Source organism: Streptomyces sp. NPDC034084 (assembly GCF_055575535.1).
This window is the reverse complement of sequence record NZ_JBVISK010000010.1, coordinates 41,506-61,000: the sequence shown is the minus strand read 5'-3', so window position 1 is coordinate 61,000 and position 19,495 is coordinate 41,506. Positions and strand designations below refer to the sequence as shown.

The 19,495-nt window shown below is 67.2% G+C and carries 14 protein-coding genes and 3 pseudogenes; 8 read left to right on the top strand and 9 right to left on the bottom strand.

The annotated features are described in order from the left end of the window. Positions 1 to 1,004 precede the first annotated feature (1,004 nt). A pseudogene (locus ACZ51I_RS29380) lies at positions 1,005 to 1,851 on the bottom strand (IS5 family transposase). 520 nt (positions 1,852 to 2,371) lie between these two features. Here ACZ51I_RS29380 and ACZ51I_RS29375 point away from each other — a divergent pair. From ACZ51I_RS29375 to ACZ51I_RS29365, 3 genes are read left to right on the top strand one after another with little or no spacing between them, the layout of a single operon-like run. Then, the gene (locus ACZ51I_RS29375; protein WP_468881804.1) at positions 2,372 to 3,091 is read left to right on the top strand and encodes a hypothetical protein; all 720 of its coding nucleotides are present in this window, start codon (positions 2,372 to 2,374) and stop codon (positions 3,089 to 3,091) included. Positions 3,092 to 3,093: 2 nt separating this feature from the next. Further along, positions 3,094 to 3,531 carry a phage holin family protein gene (locus ACZ51I_RS29370; RefSeq protein ID WP_468881801.1) on the top strand — a complete coding sequence of 146 codons (438 nt, stop codon included), beginning with the start codon at positions 3,094 to 3,096 and terminating at the stop codon, positions 3,529 to 3,531. Further along, positions 3,507 to 4,178 carry a DUF3618 domain-containing protein gene (locus ACZ51I_RS29365; protein ID WP_468881798.1) on the top strand — a complete coding sequence of 224 codons (672 nt, stop codon included), beginning with the start codon at positions 3,507 to 3,509 and terminating at the stop codon, positions 4,176 to 4,178. Before ACZ51I_RS29370 ends, ACZ51I_RS29365 begins: the two co-directional genes overlap by 25 nt. A 125-nt stretch (positions 4,179 to 4,303) precedes the next feature. Here the strand turns inward: ACZ51I_RS29365 and ACZ51I_RS29360 are convergent. Further along, positions 4,304 to 4,483: pseudogene (locus tag ACZ51I_RS29360) on the bottom strand (transposase); the annotation flags it as partial. Positions 4,484 to 4,703: 220 nt separating this feature from the next. On the opposite strand from ACZ51I_RS29360, the pseudogene ACZ51I_RS29355 reads away from it, so the two are divergent. After that, positions 4,704 to 4,894, top strand: a pseudogene (locus ACZ51I_RS29355) (hypothetical protein); the annotation flags it as partial. 367 nt (positions 4,895 to 5,261) lie between these two features. Here ACZ51I_RS29355 and ACZ51I_RS29350 read toward each other — a convergent pair. Further along, a complete protein-coding gene (locus tag ACZ51I_RS29350; protein WP_468881795.1) occupies positions 5,262 to 5,699 on the bottom strand; it encodes an HNH endonuclease in 438 nt (145 codons plus the stop codon). Positions 5,700 to 6,805: 1,106 nt separating this feature from the next. On the opposite strand from ACZ51I_RS29350, the gene ACZ51I_RS29345 reads away from it, so the two are divergent. Continuing rightward, entirely contained in the window at positions 6,806 to 6,979 is a 174-nt protein-coding gene (locus ACZ51I_RS29345) for a hypothetical protein (RefSeq protein ID WP_468881792.1), read from the top strand. Between the two features lie 1,299 nt (positions 6,980 to 8,278). Then, positions 8,279 to 9,433, top strand: coding sequence for a hypothetical protein (locus ACZ51I_RS29340; protein ID WP_468881789.1), 1,155 nt, complete (start codon positions 8,279 to 8,281; stop codon positions 9,431 to 9,433). A gap of 159 nt (positions 9,434 to 9,592) precedes the next feature. Here the strand turns inward: ACZ51I_RS29340 and ACZ51I_RS29335 are convergent, their stop codons facing one another. The 6 genes from ACZ51I_RS29335 to ACZ51I_RS29310 all read right to left on the bottom strand — a co-directional run bounded on the left by ACZ51I_RS29335 (position 9,593) and on the right by ACZ51I_RS29310 (position 17,163). Continuing rightward, positions 9,593 to 10,453, bottom strand: coding sequence for a hypothetical protein (locus tag ACZ51I_RS29335; protein ID WP_468881787.1), 861 nt, complete (start codon positions 10,451 to 10,453; stop codon positions 9,593 to 9,595). Positions 10,454 to 10,545: 92 nt separating this feature from the next. After that, on the bottom strand, positions 10,546 to 12,027 hold the full coding sequence (locus tag ACZ51I_RS29330) for a hypothetical protein (protein ID WP_468881785.1): 1,482 nt from the start codon (positions 12,025 to 12,027) through the stop codon (positions 10,546 to 10,548). A gap of 396 nt (positions 12,028 to 12,423) precedes the next feature. Then, positions 12,424 to 13,554: an ATP-binding protein gene (locus ACZ51I_RS29325; RefSeq protein ID WP_468881782.1), complete on the bottom strand. Its 1,131-nt coding sequence runs from the start codon at positions 13,552 to 13,554 to the stop codon at positions 12,424 to 12,426. Next, a complete protein-coding gene (locus ACZ51I_RS29320; RefSeq protein WP_468881781.1) occupies positions 13,551 to 14,222 on the bottom strand; it encodes a hypothetical protein in 672 nt (223 codons plus the stop codon). Before ACZ51I_RS29320 ends, ACZ51I_RS29325 begins: the two co-directional genes overlap by 4 nt. Next, positions 14,161 to 14,787 (bottom strand): hypothetical protein, encoded by a 627-nt coding sequence (locus ACZ51I_RS29315; protein WP_468881779.1) that lies wholly within the window; start codon positions 14,785 to 14,787, stop codon positions 14,161 to 14,163. The genes ACZ51I_RS29320 and ACZ51I_RS29315 overlap by 62 nt, the downstream gene beginning before the upstream one ends. A 555-nt stretch (positions 14,788 to 15,342) precedes the next feature. Next, positions 15,343 to 17,163, bottom strand: coding sequence for a hypothetical protein (locus ACZ51I_RS29310; protein WP_468881777.1), 1,821 nt, complete (start codon positions 17,161 to 17,163; stop codon positions 15,343 to 15,345). Positions 17,164 to 17,594: 431 nt separating this feature from the next. Here ACZ51I_RS29310 and ACZ51I_RS29305 point away from each other — a divergent pair, with 431 nt between their 5' ends. Continuing rightward, on the top strand, positions 17,595 to 17,951 hold the full coding sequence (locus tag ACZ51I_RS29305; protein ID WP_388903462.1) for an effector-associated constant component EACC1: 357 nt from the start codon (positions 17,595 to 17,597) through the stop codon (positions 17,949 to 17,951). Then, positions 17,948 to 19,138 carry a caspase, EACC1-associated type gene (locus ACZ51I_RS29300; RefSeq protein ID WP_468881775.1) on the top strand — a complete coding sequence of 397 codons (1,191 nt, stop codon included), beginning with the start codon at positions 17,948 to 17,950 and terminating at the stop codon, positions 19,136 to 19,138. The genes ACZ51I_RS29305 and ACZ51I_RS29300 overlap by 4 nt, the downstream gene beginning before the upstream one ends. Positions 19,139 to 19,495: the final 357 nt, after the last annotated feature.

Sequence of the window (19,495 nt, the reverse complement as noted above, 5' to 3'; positions counted from 1 at the left end):
TCTCCGACCGGCGTGGCGCCTGCTCCAGGGATCGGCGACGCCGGACCCAGCGAACGCCCGGTGCGGATTGCGAGGGTGGCCGAGCAACCGCGGGACCCGACGGACGTCTTTCGGAGGGAGGCCCTCGTGCGGCGCCGGGAGCTGTCGCCGGGTGCCGCATGGTTCACCGCTGGTGGAGACCGTCTCTTTACTCACGACAACTGGCCCTCGGCAGCCCGCCGCCGCCCCCTTCGAGTCCGCGCACTCGCCGCGGCCACGGTGGCCATCTTCGTACCGCAGGCCCTCGCGGGGAGTCCCGCGTCCGCCGAGGCTTCGACCCCCGAGGGGCCGCGGCGGGTCGCTGCCGTCACCTACGACCTGCGGGACCAGGCCTATCGGTTGCCGGGAACCGGGGAGCCGGTGGAGATCGCCGCCTCCGTGCACTACCCGAGACATCTCCGCAGCACGCCATGGCCCCTCGTCGTCCAGCTGCACGGCTGGCACGAGACCTGTGCGGGACGGGGCAGCGGCGGCAGCCCGGTCCGCCACCGAGCTCTCCCAGGACTGGGACGCGTTCGAGGCCGCGAACCGCAAACTGTTCAGCCGGCCCTGCGCCCCGGCATCCGTCCCATCGCCAACGATCGCGGCTACGACCATCTCGGCGAGGAGCCGGCCAGTCGCGGCTTCATCGTCGTGTCCGTCAGGGCCCACGGCAGCAACGCCTCGTCGTGTGGGGTGACGAGAACGCCTTCGCCGGGCCGATCTGATCAGCAAGCACCTCGCCCTGCGGCAGTAGCTCAGGACCTCGGGCCGTGGCGGTCTCGTCGGCGCGTTTCGCACGCCGACACGGGCAAGCCGCGGCGTGTCGACTTCCGGCATCGCGTCGACCTGAACAAGGTCGGCCCTATGGGTCACTCCCGTGGCGACGCGGGCGTGACATGGCAGGCGGCCGATCGTCACAAGGCCCAGTGGCCTACCGGGGTCGAGGTCAGGGCGGTCATGGCACTAGGTTCTGTCGTCAAATGTCACGCCCACATCAGGAGTGAGGCGAGGGTGACGGCCGCTTCGTAGGACTGGGCGGTCTTGTCGTAGCGGGTAGCGATGCCGCGCCACTGCTTCAGGCGGTTGAAGCCCCGTTCGACGACGTTCCGGTGCTTGTAGGCCTCGCGGTCGAAGGCCGACGGGCGGCCGCCTCGGCTGCCGCCGGGCTCGGCTGCCGCCGGGCTCGGTTGCGGACGTGGTCGGCCCGCTCGGGGATCGTGTGGGTGATACCCCGGCGGCGGAGCCACGCGCGGATCGCCTTCGAGCTGTAGCCCTTGTCGCCCAGGACGTGATCGGGCCGGACCCGGCGCCGCCCGGGTCCGATCCGGGGCACCCGGATCGCTTCCATCACGGCGGTGAACCGGGTGCAGTCGTTGGTGCTGCCGCCCGTGACGACGAAGCCGAGCGGGCGGCCCCGTCCGTCGCAGGGCAGGTGGATTTTGCTGGTCAGGCCGCCTCTGGAGCGGCCGAGGGCCGGGTCGCGGAGCCCCTTTTTCGAGCCCCGGCCGCATACTGGTGGGCCCGGACGATGGTGGAGTCGACGGACACCAGCCAGTCGATGTCGCCCGCCGCGTCCGCCTTGGCCTGCGCGGCCCGCAGCATCCGGTCGAACGTTCCGTCCGCCGCCCACCTGCGAAAACGAGTGTGGAGCGTGGCCCACGGCCCGTATCGCTCGGGCACGTCCCGCCAGGCGACACCGGTGCGCAACTTCCACACGATCCCGTTCAGGACCCGGCGGTCGTCCAGCCTCTTCTGTCCCCGCAACGACTCGGGCAGCAACGGCCGGACGAACTCCCACTCGGCGTCGGACAGTTCATGGCGACGTATCACGACACCATGATCCACCAGCGGTGATCAATTGAAGACACTGCCTCGTAACCCGCATCAGTGGGAGGAACCCGTGGCTGCGCATTCAGGACTGCACGCGATCACCGCCACAGCTCTCGCCACCACCATCCTGGCGGCCCGATGGTGGGCAGCTCGTTCGGCGCGTGACGCCCAGCACGGAGCGGGCGCCGCAAGGGCACCCTGGCGTCGGACAGCACCGAAAACTGCCGCGCGAGTGGCCGAATAATACGCCCCGCTCCTCGACCCGGCACTGCGCGACACCGACGCACAGCTCGAGCACTACTTGAACAAGCTCACGTCCCTCTATCCGAGCCGTGAAGGCGAGTGGCGCAACGGGCAGGACTGACGTTACGACCGCCGCCCTGCGCACCGCCGCCGCGCCCTTCCGTGTGACTGCTCTTCCTCGTTCGCAGGTACACGCGCCCTGCGGGGATGGTTGGCGTAAACGTGGGCAGGCGCCCCGATGGAACGGTCAGACCCATCGATCGACCGAGGAGGAGCCTTGAGTGACTTCCAGGATGTGAGCCGTCAGCAGGAAGACACCAAGACGGCAGTAGCGCACACCGTTAAGGACAAGGCGGGCGAGGGTGCCACCCTGGTCGGTGCCAAGGCCGCCGAGGTGGGTGGTACGGCCAAGGAGCAGACGGCCAACGTCGTCGGCGAGGCCACTACGCAGGCCCGGGACCTTGTCGGGGAGCTGCGCACCCAGCTGACAGGACAGGCCGAGACTCAGACACAGCGCCTGGCGGAGAACGTACGTCGGCTGTCGCAGGAGCTGCGCGAGCTGAGCGAGGGCGGCAAGCCGGACTCGACCGTGGCGAGCATGGCCCGGCAGGTGGCTGACAGCGGCCAGCAGATGGCGGACCATGTGGAAAAGCGGGGCCCGGACGGGCTGGTCAGCGATCTGCAGAACTTCGCGCGTCGCCGCCCGGGGGTCTTTCTGGCGGGCGCCGCGCTGGCCGGATTCGTCGTCGCCCGCGCGGGAAAGGGCATCAGCGCGGCCGCCTCCTCGGACACCGCCTCGGGGGACAGCGGTGCCACGCCGGCGGCCGGCCCATCCGGTGAACCCGGCTCTGCCGGGCCCCCCGCTCCCGGCCGTAGCGGCATTCCGGAGGGTTACGAGGACCCGCTCGACACCTATGGCCAGTCCCAACCTCCGCACGTGACTCCCGCCCCGCCGTCCTATCCGCCCGCGAGCTCGCAGCGGTACGGAGGAGTGTGACCATGGCTCTTTCCTTCCAAGAGCGGCCCGCTCCGTCTGCTCCAGAAGCCTCCTCAGCGCCTTCCGATCCGTCGATCGGTGACCTGATCGGCGAGATCGGCCAGGACCTGTCCCAACTCGTCAGGGACGAGATCGAACTGGCGAAGGCCGAGATCAAACAGGAATCCGCCAAGGCGGGCAAGGCGGTCGGAATGCTGGGTGGCGCCGGCTACGCCGGACATCTGGTGCTGCTGCTCGGCAGTCTGACTGTCGTGTTCGCCTTGGCCAACGTGATGGATCTCGCCTGGGCGGCTCTGATCGTCACCGCCGTGTGGGCGGCTGTGGGCGCGGTTCTGTACGTCATGGGCCGCAAGCGCCTGCGCGCCGTCAATCTGAAGCCCGAACAGACCATGGAGACCCTGAAGGAGGACGCCCGATGGGCACGACACCCGACGAGCTGAGGAACGACGTGGAATACCGGCGCGCTCATCTGGCGCGCAACGTCGACCTCCTGGCGGACAGGATGACCCCGCGCAAGGTCGCCCGCCGCAAGGTGAGTTCGATGCGTCACCAGGTGAGCGGGGTCAAGGAGCGTGTGATGGGCACGGCACAGGATACGGCGCACGGAACGGCGGGGAGCCTCAACCAGGCCTCGGACAGCATCGCGGATACGGCGAAGGAAGCCGGCGGCAACGTGCGAGAGGCCGTTCAGCAGGCACCGTCGCAGATCAAGCGGCAGACCCAGGGCAGTCCACTGGCCGCAGGGCTGATCGCCTTCGGCGTCGGCATGCTCGCCTCCGCCCTCCTGCCGACCACTGAGGCCGAGGAGCGCGCGGGACAGCAACTGCGGGAGCACTCCGAGGAGCTGCTGGAACCGGTCAAGCAAACGGCCGTACACGCGGCCCAGCAGGTCCGGGAAGAGCTGCGGGAGCCGGCCGCCCAAGCCGTGGAGTCGGTGAAGTCCACCGCGCAGGAAGCCGTCGCCACCACGACGGACCACGCCCAGAGCGCCGGCGAGGAAACCGCCAATGATTTGCGTCAGGTCGGCCGGGACACCACCGAAGAGGTACGCGACGCCCCCGGCAGGCAGAAGCCGTCGGCACAGTGAAGCGTCGGCAGGGGAGGTGCGTGAGAGCCGGTGGAGTTGTCTCCCGAAGTCTCGCCCCGCCTGACCGATGTCGTGCACGGTCCTCACGACGCACGCCGCCTCCGTTGATGCGCTAAGGCCGTGTCCTATGTGGTGAGGCGGAGGAGTCGTTTGTAGCAGCAGAGGGCTGCGGCAAGGCCGAGAAAAGCCAGGTAGTTACGGGGATTGCGCTCGTAGCGGTGGTTGAGGCGGCGGTATCCGGTCAGCCAGGACATGGTCCGCTCGATGACCCACCTGCGGCGCCCGAGCCGTCCGGAACAATCCAACTCCACGTACCCCGCCCCATGCCGAGGTCAACGACGCCTCACCACATAGGGCACGGTCTTAGCGCTTTAGTTGGCCATCGAGCGTTCTAGTTGGCCGCTGAGCAGGGGGGCGAGGTACCGGCGGCGGGTTTGTCGATCGCTGTCAGGCGCACCGCGGAAGCATGGTGCGTGCGTGTCTACGTCCGCCTGACCCCGCCCGGTACTGAGTAAAGGGCAGGGCCCGGGGTGTACGGCCACCGTGCGGGTGCACACTCCCACGGTGGAGGAGAACGGCTGGACCTCCAGCCACTCCGTGGTCGAGGTGGTCACCGACGTATGCCGCTCCTCGTGGGCCTCCGTGACGAACGAGCTGCCCGCCAGGGCCGCGGCATCCACATCGTGATCCACCCGCAGGTTGTTGTCCGCCGCGATGACTGGACCAGCGTGATAGGCCGATGTCGTGATCAGCGCGATAGTTTGTAGGGGCATCGAAGCCCCCTGCTCACTGGACACGCCGGCGCGTCGCCGCCTTCGACTACCCCTTGCCGAGTGCACACCGTGGAAGTCGGTGCCAAGCGGGGACACCTCCAGCGCTACTACCTGCACACCGCCGGGGCCCGGTTCAGGTCAACGTTGGGCGCAGCGCACGTCCGATTGCAGGTCAGCGAGTTGCGCAAATGCAGAAGAGTACGGGGTGTCAAATGCCGCGCCCGGATTTGTGCATGACGTCGAGGGGGCCCGGGGTCCTAGGCTGAATACATGACCTGGGAAGGGAGTTCGCCCCAGACTTCGTTCAGCCCTAGCGTCGGTGGCGATCAAACACGCTTCGCGGTGGCGCTGTGTCATTCCTTCCTTCACCTACGTCACGCAATGGCGCGCGACAGGAGCGACAGGACATGCAGCCCAAGCCGAGCACAGCCCGACGTGAGGACTCCGACATGAGCCACAACGCGGGCACCCCACCACAACCAGCACTAGAACTACGTTGTGGGGGTTGCATTTGACGATTCAGCGCGTGCCCGTGTGGCTGTGTCGCTAGCAGCGACAGCCGCAGGAACCGCCGCCACGTGGTGGGCGCACCAGTAGTACGAGCCTGAGAACGGTGGACCAGCGACCCTGAAGTCCTGACGATCATTTGCTTGCGGCACGGACGGCAGAGCAGTTGAACGTTCCCGTCCGTGTCCGTCCCGCCGTGCGTCAGCGGTTGCGAATGATGTGGCTGGGGTGATGCCCCCACCGTCCCGGAGAGCGTTCGGCGTTATTAGCCAGGTCAGGCCACTTGGCGGAGTCGCTGCATGACCGCCCCGGAACACGCGGAAACCGTCCTTGCTCCGAGCTGCTCTTGACGGCTTAACTGCACAAGGTGTCTTTCTCCGCAATAGCCGGAACAAGAGGTGTCGGTGAGGACCGGGCACGGGCCGGCGCCCGGGGCGGGGCCGCAGCCGCGGTTACCGGTTACAGGGCCGGTTGGCGTGGTGCCGGTGCGGTGAGCACCGCACGACGCCGTGCCCGGGGGCCGGCCGCACTGATCTGCCCGAGCCGCCTGTCCGGGATCCGCAGGCGATGACGGCTGCCGAGCATGCCGCCGCCGGCGACTGGACCGCCGATGCGCTCTGGGGGCAGTACCGCCGGGCCGCCCCAACTTCTCGCTGTGCCCCGGCACCAGGGCGAGGAACACTTGCCCAGTTGGGCAAGAATGATCTTCCTCGCCGTGTGCGATCAGCAGGCCGTCGCCGCCGTGGGTGTGTGAACTGGCGGCGCCACCGTGCAAGGTGACGGTTTCCTCAGGGCGGCTTCTGTAGGCCCTGAACGGGGTCCTGTACAGAAGTAGTCGGCGCCACCACCCGCCCGCCAGGACCCCTTGACTCGCAGGCCACAGCGCCGCGCCGCCTCCCGGCCCGAGAACCTGGAGGCAACTTGTAGGGCAACCCCGCCCCGTTTCGTATCTATGACGCAGGTCACCAGGGTGCTGCCCGAACATCTCGGCCGCACCCCCACACAACTAAGTCGTAGGCACGCTCGATCGGCACTGCTCGTAACAGTTCCTGAGAGCCGCATTCAATACCCCGACCGCCCGGGAAACCCCAGGTCAGGTATTGAATGCGGCCTTCGTCGTGCCCGTCGTGATCGGGGGTTGCGGGCCTAGCTGTGCCGCGTCGCAAGGTGCTCTCACCGGCCTGGCAGCCCGTGTCCCCGGCGTCCGTCAAGCGTCCGCGAATCCCCTCCAAGCCCTGCCCCCGTGGGGCGGTGAACGGATTCGCGAGAACTGGATCAACCGCCCGCCACGCCGGACTGTGACCCCCGCGCTCACCCGGAGCGCCCCTGACTGAAGGAGAACCACCCGTGTCCACGCTCGCCCTGGACTGGCTGGTGCCGGTGGCCGCGATCGCGGAGTTCATCGAGTGGGCCGTGACAACCCCGGCCCTCCTCGGGCTGAGGCTGTCCCTGATGTTCAGACTCCGAGTTGAATGCGCGGACTGTAACTCGATAGTTGTTGACCGGTGTCCGTGTTTCTAACGAAGCATCGGAAGTAGATCTCTTCGGCTCCCAATTCGGTGTCTAGGCTGGAACTAGAACTACTGAACTTTACGTTGAATGGCCCGTCAACAGGAGAAATGGCACCGTGCCTACCGCGCTTGATGAGGTCGTCATCATCGCTGTCCTGCTCCCACATGTCACACCATGTTTCGAATCGGGCTCCGGAGGTTCTGTCGAATTGGGAGAAGTTCACATTCCAATCGACGGCGAAATTCCAGCCGGAGCGGCTGCTGTAGTTAGTGCTCGTGATTCTGGCACCGTTGATCCCCAGCGTGGGGATGAGGTGCGGACCTGCATTAACAGACGCTGTAGTCTCCGCGAGCCCCACGGTGGATGCTGACGCCATAGGTACACTTCCGGTCAGTGCCAGCACTGCCGCAGCGAATATGATTGCTCGGTGGGTTCGCATGGCGACCTCCAAAGACCTGCCAGATTCCGTGTTGCCGCGCAGCAGTCCAATAATTGACGGCACTTGAGGTGACCTATCTGATCATCCGATCCCTGTGCCTCCGGGCTGCGTCTTGGCGGCCGGTCGGTGACGTCGCAGAGTCGACCCGGCGTTCACCGTGGCTCAGAGAGCGCGGCATCTAGTTGCATAAAAGTCTAGGTCGAGTATTCAATTCGCGCATCCTGGGTCGCGGGTTAGAGGAGCGTCCGGGCGCTTCAGTGGCGCGCGTGGTTATCGCGTCAATTATTGAAATAAGAGCTACCCTGCGACGGCGGCCCGCTTGCCCGAGGCGACTTCAAGATCTTTGTGGGACAGCCCTTGGGGGTGTTGCCCCGTTCCGCCAAAGCTACATGTGCATCAGCCTGATGCACCGGGGCCTGCCTTCTACTCTGGTCTTCCTCGGCCTCGCCCCTGACTCCGGGTCAGCCAGCCCCAACCCGGCAAAGGGACGAGGGAACGCGCCTGACCAGGGGATCTTGAGCGGTGTCTGCAGCCGAGGGTGTGTGAGCTGCAGCTCCGTCGAATGAATGGGATTCGCGTAAGTATCGCGAGAATCCCATGGGATCGCCTTCCTGTTTGTGCAGGTCAAAGGGGTAGTGGGGGATACTCGAGTCTACTGTTCAGGTAGTGGCGCTCCTCCTCCCCGGAAGCCGGCCATGCCCGTACGCGACGTGTTCTTCCCAGGGGCAGGTGCGAGGTGGACCCGTGGCGGTCATCGGCGTAGCGCCGCCAGCTTGGTTCGGGATGTCAGTCCGAGGCGCGCCAAGCACGGTTTGTCGGCCCGGCCAAACTCGTTGCCGACAACGAACGAGCTGTCAGACGATGGCGCAGTGAACGATCCCTCTCGCCAGCCGAACCCTGGCACAGGTCTGCTCGGGCCGAACTTCGCCCGCCGCAACCGGCTCCGTCCGACCGACGAAACCAAGGACCTCGGGCAGTGGGTGGCCTTGGACGAATCGGGCTGGGACGGTGATCAGCTCTACGGTCAGCGGCGCAGCCGGTATCTGTCCATCGGTACAGTCGCCATCAGCGACGACGAGGCGGCACCGATCGTGGAGGAGATACGCACGGCGACGCGTCTTCAGGCAGCCGAGGTGAAATTCTCCAAGGCGTTCACCGGGCCGCGCAACAGCCCGCGCCGCTCAGTGCTGGCCAGGATGCTCGCACCCGGAGGGGTTCTGCATGAGCGGGCATCGGTGTATCTGGTCGACAAGCACTACTTCATCGTGGGGAAGCTGATCGACCTGTTCATTGAAGAGAAAGAAGCCAAGCAAGGGCGCGATATCCGCAACACAGACCGTGCTCGTCAGATGGCACGCAGCCTCTTCGCGGAAGGCCCCCGAGCTCTGGGGCCGGAGCTCTTCGGGTGCCTGCTGTCCACCACCGTTGCCTTCGCGGCGGCGAAGAACCATGACCATAGCGTCACTGTCGAGGACTTCCACCACCTCGTAGAGGAGGCATGGGCACAGTCCCGGCGACGCAAGGTCACCGACGCTCTTGCCGCCCTGCGCGCGACGAAGGAAGAATCCGCGGAGTACCTTAAGGAGGCTCACGGCCCTGATGCAGTCCTTGGGCAGTCGCTTGAACCCCTCATCCCTGCGACCGCTGCGATCATCGCGAACTGGTCCAAGAAGCTGGGGCGGGTCAATTTCCTGCTCGATGATCAGCGAGCCATGACCGACACCAACCTAGACCGCATCGAAGACGAAGCACGCGGCCGTACGCTTCCCGAGTTTCGCTATCTCTCCTACGGAGTCCACCTGGGGGAGCTTGTGAGGGGGAAATCCACGGATCACCCCTCGCTTCAGCTTGCGGACCTGGTCTCAGGCGCAGGATTCGCCGTGGCTGAGCGGCACGACGGCCAGTCGAACCCCGCAGGCGACGACCTCTACGAAGCAGTGGTGCCTCTGATCGACCCGGCTGGACTGCTCTCCCACGACGATCCGGGCCGTGTCGCCTATCCCGAAGTCCGGTACACCGGCTGAGGGTGGCAGGCACGCCGCTCAGCTGCAGTCGGCCTGGCGTGGTGTCCGGTGCGCCGCGCAGACCCCGGGGGTTCTGCGCGGCGCTGCTCGCCCCGGCTATCGGCTGCTGCAGACGGTGAGGTTGCCGGCCGTCACAAGCCATGCAGCGGTTTGAGCCACCTACTTCGTCGGCCTGCCTGGAGCTTTGCCCCGTCGTGGTGGCCGCTTGGCGTTGGGATGCAGCGTTCGCAGATCCGTTGCGGGGCGCAGGGTCTGCACGGTGGCGGTGGCTGCGTTGAGCGGGCCGATGTGGCCGTCGTAGAAAGCCCCGGCGAGTTCACGTGTCGCTTTGTCGTAGAGGAAGATGACGCCTCGCGGCAGGCCGAGCTGGTGTTTCTTGGCGCGCAGGTAGCCGCGGGCGTGCTTCTCAACAGCGCCGGGGTCGTGCCCGGCTGGTCGGGTAGCCCATGCCAGCAGCCATCCCTCGGCTGGGTCGGCGCCGGGGGTGAGCGGCATCGCTAGGCTGCGGCCCTGTCCCGAGGGGTTCGGGTTGTTGAGGAGGGTGTCGCCGTACCGCGCCACCTTGCGCTGCGTGGTCGACTCCAAGGCCAGTAGCGTCGCTCCGATACTGAGCCAGCCTTGGACGTCTCGTGTTCGCAGTTCTTCGGCGAGAGGCAGCAGCGGCGCGGGCGCCATCGCGGGTTTGGGCGCGGTGCCGGCTCCCGAGCTGCCATGCCTTCTGGCGTGAAACCAGGCGTCGAGCGCGTCGGTCCGGCTGGTCACAAGCGCAGGCGTTTGTGCGCTGTACCTGCGGAGATCGGCGGCGGTCGGCTCGGGGAGGAACGGGAACGCCGCGCATACTTGGACCGGGTCGGGTTCGACGAACAGGCCGGCTTCGAAGAAGTAGAGGAAGAGGTCGAGTTCGTCCGAGGCGTGGAACATGACGGTGACGTCGGGGTCGCGGCGCCGGCGCAGGTAGAGCAGGAACTGTGCGGGGTGCGCGACGAGCTCGGTGATGAGCTCGAGGTCGTGCAGGGACACCGTCCAGGGAATGTTGTCGATGCTCAGCAGCCCGGCACGTACGAGTTCCGCGGTGGCGGTCAGGACGGTGGAGATGTCGTCGAGACTGACGGCTATGGTGTGGATCTCGCGGATGCCGCTGAGGTCGACCCAGCCTTCTTTTCGACACGCAGGCCGCCGTCTCGTTCGATCGCGTCGCGCATGCGGCCGGATTGTTCGGCTGCCTTCGTGATGATGCCGGTCAGATCGGTGCGGATGCGTGTCTTCTTCCCTCCGCGGGACAGTGCGCTGAGCGCGACGGCCTTGTCCTCGACGATGACGGCGACATCGTCGAGGACGATGAGGTGGTCGCCCTCGACGCGCTTGGTGTACTTCGCCGGATCTGCGGCCTGGGCCTCGTCGTCGTTGGCGGGCACGTAGTACTCGAACGCGTCGCGGAATCGGGCGCCGGGGAACACCCGGTCCAGTGCACGGCGGGTGCGGGACTCGAGAAGTTCCCCGCGGTGCTTGGCGTACTGACTCCACACCGGCGCAAGCGTCTTCAGGTACTCCTCCAGGTTCTCCCGGACCGCGAACACGTGCAGCGCTGGATGCGGCAGCATGAGCCGCCCGTTGCCGGTGACTAGGAGCGGCCGGGCGCGCAGGGGGTTGCTGCCGGTGGTGAAGGCATCGATGACGTCCGCCGCGGTATCGGCTTTCAGGGCGAGCCGGAACTGCTCGACGACGGCCCTGACACGTGTCGCGGGGACGCCCGTGCGTGCGGTGATGTCATCGACGGAGACGGTGGCCTGGTCGGCGCTGGGTTCGAATACGGACTGAAGGCTGGACCTGGCCGACTCCTTCACCTCATCGTCGAGTCGGCCCTTCTGCGTCGCGGCCATGGCACCCGTCACGATGTCGCCCATGGTCCGCAGCCGCTGGTTCAGGGCATCCATTTGCAGGTCATTGCAGGCGCTGAGGACAGCCAGGGCATCGTGAGCGTCAAATCCGAGATGCTCCTTCAACGCAGCGCGGACGCTTGGGTTGCCATCAAGAAGCGCGAGGTTCGTTGTCGTGACCATCTCGGGGTAGGACGAGTTGCGCATCCATACCTCGGCGCTGCGAATGAGCAGCGACACCGAAGCCAGCTGGTCGGCCGGGTCGGTGGCAGCAAACGATCGCAACTGGGCGAGATGCAGGATCTTGTCGAGCTCAGCTGCCGCCCCGGCGATGTACCGGCTCATCTCCTGGAACTCGGATGGAGCCGGTACGCGTGCCTCAGCATCCTGCTGGAGGGCGTAGGCAACCAGTGTCAGTAGTTCCAGATGCGCGGTGTTCGCCTCAACAGGGTTCGGAACGTCTCCCGCAGCCATGAACGGCAGGAACCGCTGGCGAGCCACCTCGATCAGCCGGATCGCGTCGAACCGCGCCACCTTCTCGACGAACCCCTCGACCGCCGTGGTGAATGCCGCATCGGCAGCCGCTGCAGGATCTTCTCCATCAAGGGCGGCCATGAGCGCAGTCAACTCCGCCACGGAATTCACCAGCATCTGTACGTGCGGGTCGGTCACCGGCGGCGCGGAACTGGAACGATGCCGCAGCTTCTTGTTGCGCATCTTGTGGCGCTTAGGTCGGGACCCCATGAGGCAACCTCATCACACCTCATCGCTGGCAGACGTGCGCTTTGGGCCACTGCCTGCGCAACAGTCTCAGACAGCTGCCCCCGCGAAGCGGCCGGCGAGCCAGCGGCGGCGGGAGCGGGCCGGGACGTCCGGGACCTCACCGAGCGCTAACCCCGGCATCAGTCCCGGATCTCGGTTTCGGCGCCGAAGTCTGCACGATCCCAGCTGGCTGCGCAGGAGACACGGGCAACTCCGCAGCCGCTGGTAGGGGAGTCGCGGTGAGCCTGCCTGGCGATGCACCAGCGACGCCCAGGGGCCAACGGTTCCCGGCCCCACCGCCGGAACTCGTCCCAGCACGCGCACTCCAGCGCAGCGGGGGGCGTCTCTGCGTCAGTGCCTGCGGCCGATGTCGATGGCGTCGAGCTCGGCGCGGGTGATGTTCTCGGTTCCGGTCAGGATCGCGAGGGTGGCTGCCTGGCAGATCAGCTGGGACAGAGCGAGGAAGTAACCGCCGGTGCGGTTATGGAGGTACTCGTGGTGCTCGGTCAGGGCATGCTTGCTCAGGTTGTGCAGGCTGAGATGCTTCTCGTACCCAGCCAGGACCTGCAGCCATGAGTCCTTGTCCTGAGCGTTGAACGGGATCGGGTCGAGCCAGGTGATGGGCAGCAAAGAAGGCGCCTGCTCCTTGTGCGGAGTGTCCTGCTGGCTGGGCCTGTGCGCTGCGCGGCGTGTGAGGTGCCTTTGCACGGCGACTTCATGCCGGTCGGCGATCGCGCGGGCCTCGTAGACGATGTCGGCGGCGCCGGTGCCGCAGAAGATCGTGGTGATGCCGAGCCGGTTGCGCAGGTAGTCAAAGTAGTGCAGGACCGGGGCGAGCTGGTGGGGCTGCACGCGCTGGATGTCGTCGACGAGCAGCAGCCGCGTGAGGGCGTTCTCCAGGACGTAGTTGACCGGCACTGACAGGTCGGGATAGCTGCGCCAGCGCAGGAGGTCGTTCTCGTTGAGGGGCTCGGGGTTGAGGCCGAGGAAGCAGGCGATCTCCCACACCCAGTTGATCTTGCTGTCGGTGTCGGCCGGCGCGAGGATGTGGACGACCGGGATGTGCGCGCCCAGCTCGCCTCCGCTGCGGTCTTCGATGTCGCGCTGGACCGTGCGGCCGATAGCCCGCAGCAGCAGGGACTTGCCGGTGCCGCTCATGCCGTCGATCACCCGGTCCAGGATCCCCTCCCGCCGCTCACTGTTGACCATCACGACCCGGAACGATGCCATCAAGACCTCGTCGTAGCCCCGGTGGGACACCAGCTTCAGGTGGGCGTGGTAGGCCAGGCGGGGGTCGCTGAGGCGTTCATCCTCCGTCGCCAGCGGGGGATGCTCGGCCAGGCCGGGCTGGGCGATGTCTTCGCGCGTGAAGCTGTTCCACCCCTGCCGGCGGTAGATCCATTCCGGGCGCATCGGCGCCAGCTGCGCCCGCTGCAGGGCCCGTTCCTCCTGCTGCTTCTGGAGCGCCGTGGTCGCCTTCACATCTCTCCTTCAACGCTTTCGGTGCTTCCTGGCAGGCCCAGGCCGCATGCGGGGTCCGGGGCCTCACCGAGGTCGTCGTCAGGCGCGGTGTCCCCGAACAGGGAAGCCAGCCCGTCCCTGTCAGACGGCAGGGAGACGGCGCCGACCGGTTGGGCGGTCGGTCGCGCCGGGATCGGCAGGGATTCGTACGGAGTGATCGAGTCCAGATCGATCTCACCGATGCCGGCGTACGGGTTGACCGCAGGCTCCTCGACGTCCAGCTCGGGGCCCTGGAAGGGGATCCACGGCCCGGTGCGGGTATGGCGCGGGGGAGCGGTGCGGGTGCGACGGCGCCGTTCCTTCACGGCGAGGGCGACCTGAGCCTGGTGTTCCTTGCGCCCGCCGTCGGCCAGGACCGCGGCGGTGGCCTCCTCCCAGTGATCCACGGTCCAGTGGACGTCGGTGAGCAGCCGCCGGTGGATGAAGTCCGCCTTGATCCACCGTCCCGGGCCGCGGTGGTCGTACAGCCAGGCGACATCGGGGCGGTAGGGGTTGAAGCGTGCTTCCCACCGGCCGCCTTTGCCCGGGCCGGCCAGCCCGGAGTGCAGCCCGGCCATGAGCCTCAGCTCACCGGCCTCGTTCTGGTAGGTGCGGTTTTCGATGTCGAAGCCCTTGTCGGTGACCGTCACCCAGGCCGGCAGCAGCAGCTTCCGGTTGCTGGCCCGGGCCCACCGCGGTCACCACCTGCCGCGCTGGGACATCGTCATCGCCGACGAAGCCCACCGCACCGCTGGCAACCGCCACAAAGCTTGGGGCGTCATCCACGACAACGACCTCCTGCCCGCCCGTCACCGCCTCTACATGACCGCCACCCCGCTCATCTTCGACGAGAAATCCGGCGCGCACGTTGCGATCGGCTGCGAAGTGGCCTCCATGGACGACCACAGCCTCTACGGCCCCGTCGTCTACCGCATCTCCCTCGCCGAAGCGATCGACCAGGGGCTGCTGGCGGACTACCGCATCGTCGCCGTCGAGATCAGCGACGCCGAATTGCACCGCGTCCTGAGATACGCCTCCATCGCATCGGCCGGCGCCGAAGGCCTGCGCGTGGCAGCCGCCCAGATCGCCCTGCTGCGTGCCCATAAGCTCTACGACCTGCGGCGGACCCTGACCTTCCACCGCCTCATCGCCTCCGCCGGCATCTTCGCCGAAACCCTCCACGAAACAGCAGCACTCATGCCCCCCGAGATGCATGCCCCTCTTCTCGTCGGCACCGTCAACGCTAAGCAGAGCCCCCCTGTCCGCCGACGATCACTCGTGGATTTCGGCTCCGTCCCCATCAACAGCACCAGCCCCGGCATCGCCCCGCACCGAGCGGTCCTGACCAACTGTCGCTGCCTGGGCGAAGGCATCGACGTCCCCAGTATCGACTCGATCCTCTTCGCCGACTCCAAACAAAGCTCCCTCGACATCACCCAGGCAGTTGGCCGCGCACTGCGCCAGAACCCCGGCGACGACAAGATCTCCACCATCGTCGTCCCCGTTTTCATGGAACCGGGACAAGACCTCGAGGAGGGAGTCAAAGGAACCCGTTACCGTCTCCTTTACCAGGTCCTCATCGCCCTGAGCACTTACGCGGCTACCAGGGCACCTACACCAGCATGGCCGCCGGCCACAGATACGTGGGCGAGAGCGCAAAGGTGCCGTGGGCGACCAGCAACGCCACCGACGCTTCGTAACCCAAGGCGGACACATCGCGAAGCGAGGCACCCACGAGTGCCTCGCTCGTCGCTATCGACACCCAGCCGCTCAGGGGATGAGGGGGGCCTCTCGGGTCAGTTCGATGGTGTGCATCTGGTCCAGCAGCCGCTTGGGGAGCCTGGGCAGGTCGTTGTCGACGATGATGATCTGGTGCGGCCGGGTACGGGTAGCGCCGCTGCGGACACCCGCGATGTGGTCGAGGAAGTGCGCGTACAGCCGGCCGATGAGTTCCTGGTCGTCTTGCCCGTACCCCACGTTCTTGCGGGGCGAGTCGACGATCAGCAGCGACGGCAGATCGGTCGCCCCGGTCACCAGCGCGTAGCTCAGGAACGTCATCCGGTACACGACGTTGATCGCGCTACGCACGCCGTGCCCGACCTTGGTGAGGTTGCCCGCCCTCACCTGCGGCAGCAGCGAGCTGTGGTTGATCCGGGCCCCCGGATCGCCCGGCAGGCCGACCGCGTCGATGAGCCCGGTGAAGTGCTCCTCGAACTCCCCGAGCGTGACCTTCCGCCCGGCCAGCAGGTTTTTGCGGGTACGGATGTCCTCCCGTACCCCCTTCAGCTCCTCCTCGGCGGCCTGGACGGCCCGGTGCAGCTCGGCCAGCCGACGGTGAGGATCCAGCTCCCGCTCCAGCATCGTCGTCCGTATGCGGGCCGTCGCATGGGCTGCGGCCAGCTGTTCGATCTGCGCTGCCAGTGGGCTGATGTCCTCCCGTGTGCGCTCATCGAGCTCGGCCCTGGCCTGCTCCCACGCTGTCTGCGCCTCACCCAGTGCCTTGGCCCGCTCCACTGAGCGCTGCTCCACAGCGGCGAGGGAGGCCTGCGCTGTCCGCAGCGCCCGCGCCAGAGCCTCGGGGTCCAGCTTGCTCAGACACAGAGGACAGTCCCCGTCCGGAACTGGCCGATCGCTCAGATCGGCGGTACACGCAGGGCAGGGGGAGACCGGCTGGGGACCGTGATGCCGCTGCTCGGTAAGGAGCCGGACCCGTCGGCGTTCTCGTACCTGGGCGTACTCGGCGTCTAGGGCCGCCCGCCGGCACTGCTCCAGGACCTGCTCGAGCTCCTGCACACGGCGCCGGAAGGGATCCGCGTGCGCGGTGGCGGCCCGCATCCGGCCCTTGAACTCCTCAAGCGACCGCAGAGCGTCTTGTTCCCCGCTCTGCGAGCGTGCCAGCTCCGTTTCGAGCTCGGCGGCGCTGCCGGTCAAGAACCCGCCGATTGTGCCCGCCCGCCCGCGCAGCTCACCGAGGGTACGGGACAGCTCGTCCTTTCGGGCTGTCAGCACCCGCATCGGTCCGTCGGTCAGCCCCAGCAACAGCTCGACGACCGTCCGGTAGGACTGGGCGGTATTCGCCTTGCCCCTCACCGACTCGCTGCCGTCCACCAGATCCTGAGTGAGATAGCACATCGCATACAGCTGCTCGAACGTCAGCCGCGCCCCGGCTCCCAGAAGTGCCACCGCCGACGGCGGCGCGAACATCTCGGCGAGGCCGAGCAGGTCCAGCAGCACCTCGCCCACGATGCGCCGATCACTGCCCTCCCGCGCCTCCACGTCGAGGATCTCCTCGACCTGACCACTGGCCCCGTCCAGCAGCTCGACGCCCTTCGTGTCTCCCACCAGGGAACGGCGCAGCCCGATCCGCATCCCCTCGATCCGCACGAACAGCGTCACCGTCTGCAGACGCTTCTCCGGCACCTCCCGCCAGGCCACCGGCAGGCCGAGCGCGTACTGGATGCAGTCGACCAACGTGGTCTTGCCTGTGTCGATCGGCCCGAAGACACATACCACCGGGTAGGCGAGGTCGACCTCCCGCACCCCGCCGACCGAGGTGAGCACGAGCCGCTCACAGAACAAGTCCCTTGCCATCGCGTTTCCCTCGGTTTCTCTGGCCGCACCGGCGAGACGTCCAACGCGTCACTCCCACTCAGGGAGCCGGGAGACCCCCTCACGCCACCGCATCGGGTGGGCAACACACGAACGTTGCCCACCCGATCCAGCGCCCCTGGGCCCCCGGCCCTATACCTGCCACGCAGACCATTACTCGAGACCAGAGGGCCCTCCCCTCCACCCGCTGCCGGGCATCGGCATACGACTGGCAGCACTCACAGCCATCCGGCACAGCAGCAGCCAAGTGGCGCCCTCCCCGGTGCCAGCAGCAACCACGTTCGCGTGTGTCGGCCCTCGGCTAAGGAGGAAGATTTTCGGAGTACGAGGCAAGGCACCGGTCCGGTGCACGACGATGTGCACAGAACGCCGTCAACGGGGGCGGCGCCCAGAACCGATTACTGGAGGCATGAGTGCGGTTAGAGGTGCACCTGGAGTCGGGCGCGGGGGGACTGCGCTCGTTGCAGAGCTGGCTTCGTTCGGACCCCGACGTGCGCAGGACGGCTGTGACCGACGTGCGGGGGAGCGCTCCCCGGCCGGGAGAGATGGGCGCCGCGCTCGACGTGCTGCAGTTGGTGACAGGGAACGGGTGGAGTGCGGCGTCGTTCGTGCTGGCTTTGGTGGCGTGGAGGCAGTCCCGGCCGCAGGGACCGCGGGTAGAGATCCACCGCGGCGACACGGTCATCGTCCTCACCGACTGCTCACCCGAGGAGATCGAACGAGCAACCCGAGCACTGGACCCCGCCGGGAACGAGGAGTGCGACACGTGAGTGTCCTGCCCGACCCGGGAGCCTCACGCGCGGTACTGATCGGTACGAGCCGCTACGACCATCTCGAGCAGTTGCCGGCCGTCTCGAACAACCTGACCGCCCTTGCCGACCTCCTGATCGGCCCGCTGTCCCTGCGGATGCCCACCTCGCACGTGACCGTCGTCGAGAATCCGCCAGACCCGGCCACCGTGATGGATCCACTGCGCCAGGCAGCGGCAGAGGCCACCGACACGCTAATCGTCTACTACGCCGGCCACGGTCTCATCGACCCCCATGACGCCCTCTCCCTGGCCCTGCCACACACACAGCCCGGCCGGGTCGAGACCAGCCTTACCTACGACTGGCTGCGCCAGATCCTCCTGGACTCCCCAGCTCAGCGGCACATCGTCCTCCTCGACTGCTGTTACAGCGGCCGCGCCCTCGGCAGGATGAGCGCATCCCAGGGCCTCGCCGACCAGGCCGCAGTGGAAGGCACCTTCCTCCTCGCCGCCTCCGCCGAGACGCGCACCGCCCTGGCCCCGGTCGGCGACGCCCACACGGCGTTCACGGGAGCCCTCCTGGAAACGCTGCGCCACGGCATCCCCGGCGGCCCACCCCTGCTCGACCTGGAGACCATCTACCGGCACCTACGCCTGACCCTGGAAGCCCGGGCGCATCCTGTTCCCCAGGCCAGGAACCGCAACACCGGAGCCCGACTGGCGCTGGGACGCAACCACGCAGACCTCCCCACCACACCCGTCACCACCGAAGCCGGCGGAGAGCCGGACCACCGACTGTGGCCCGACCCAACCTCGATCCGCACGATCACCGGCTTCCTCACGAACCTCGCGGCGGTCCGGGAAATCAGCGGACTGACCCAGCAGGAGGTCAGCCACCGCTCTGCCAGACGCATCTCCACAGGCACCATCAGCAGGCTGACCAACCGCGACACCCTCCCCGCCACCTGGAACACCGCAGCCGTCTACCTCGCCGCATGCGGCGTCCCTGACGACCAGATCCAGCAATGGCACAGAACTTGGCAGGAACTGCGCAACAACGCCATGGCGGCACAAGAGCCGTGTGCCGCTACACCCCAGAGCGGCACCGCTGAGCAGGGGAGGACATGGCGGAGGTTCTCCGCCTTATGGCGTGGCCGCGGTCACCGGCCGGGATCAGCCGGCGCAGAAGCCCCGGAAGGACGGGGCTGAGGGCTCTGCCCCGTGTCGCCGGAGTCGCTCCCGAACAGAGTGTTCCACCCGGCGATCGCCAGAAGACCGGCAACCAGGATGACGCCGGTGGACGGCTTCTTCCACCGGCTGGCAGAAGCCGACGAAGGCTGCACATAATGACGTGCCCGGTAGTACCCCTTGCGCTGCTGCGCCACAGCTCCACATCTCCCATCGCGGCAGACGGACAGTCTCACCAGTCTTCTGGTGACGTTCCCTCTTCGCCGCTGAACGGCCAAGCATGTCCGAATCAGGTCGCCCCTCCTGGGCCCCTCCTGCTCATTGGCTGCGAGACCGCCGTCCAGCAAGAGGCAGCAGGTGACCCGTCCTCCCTCGAAA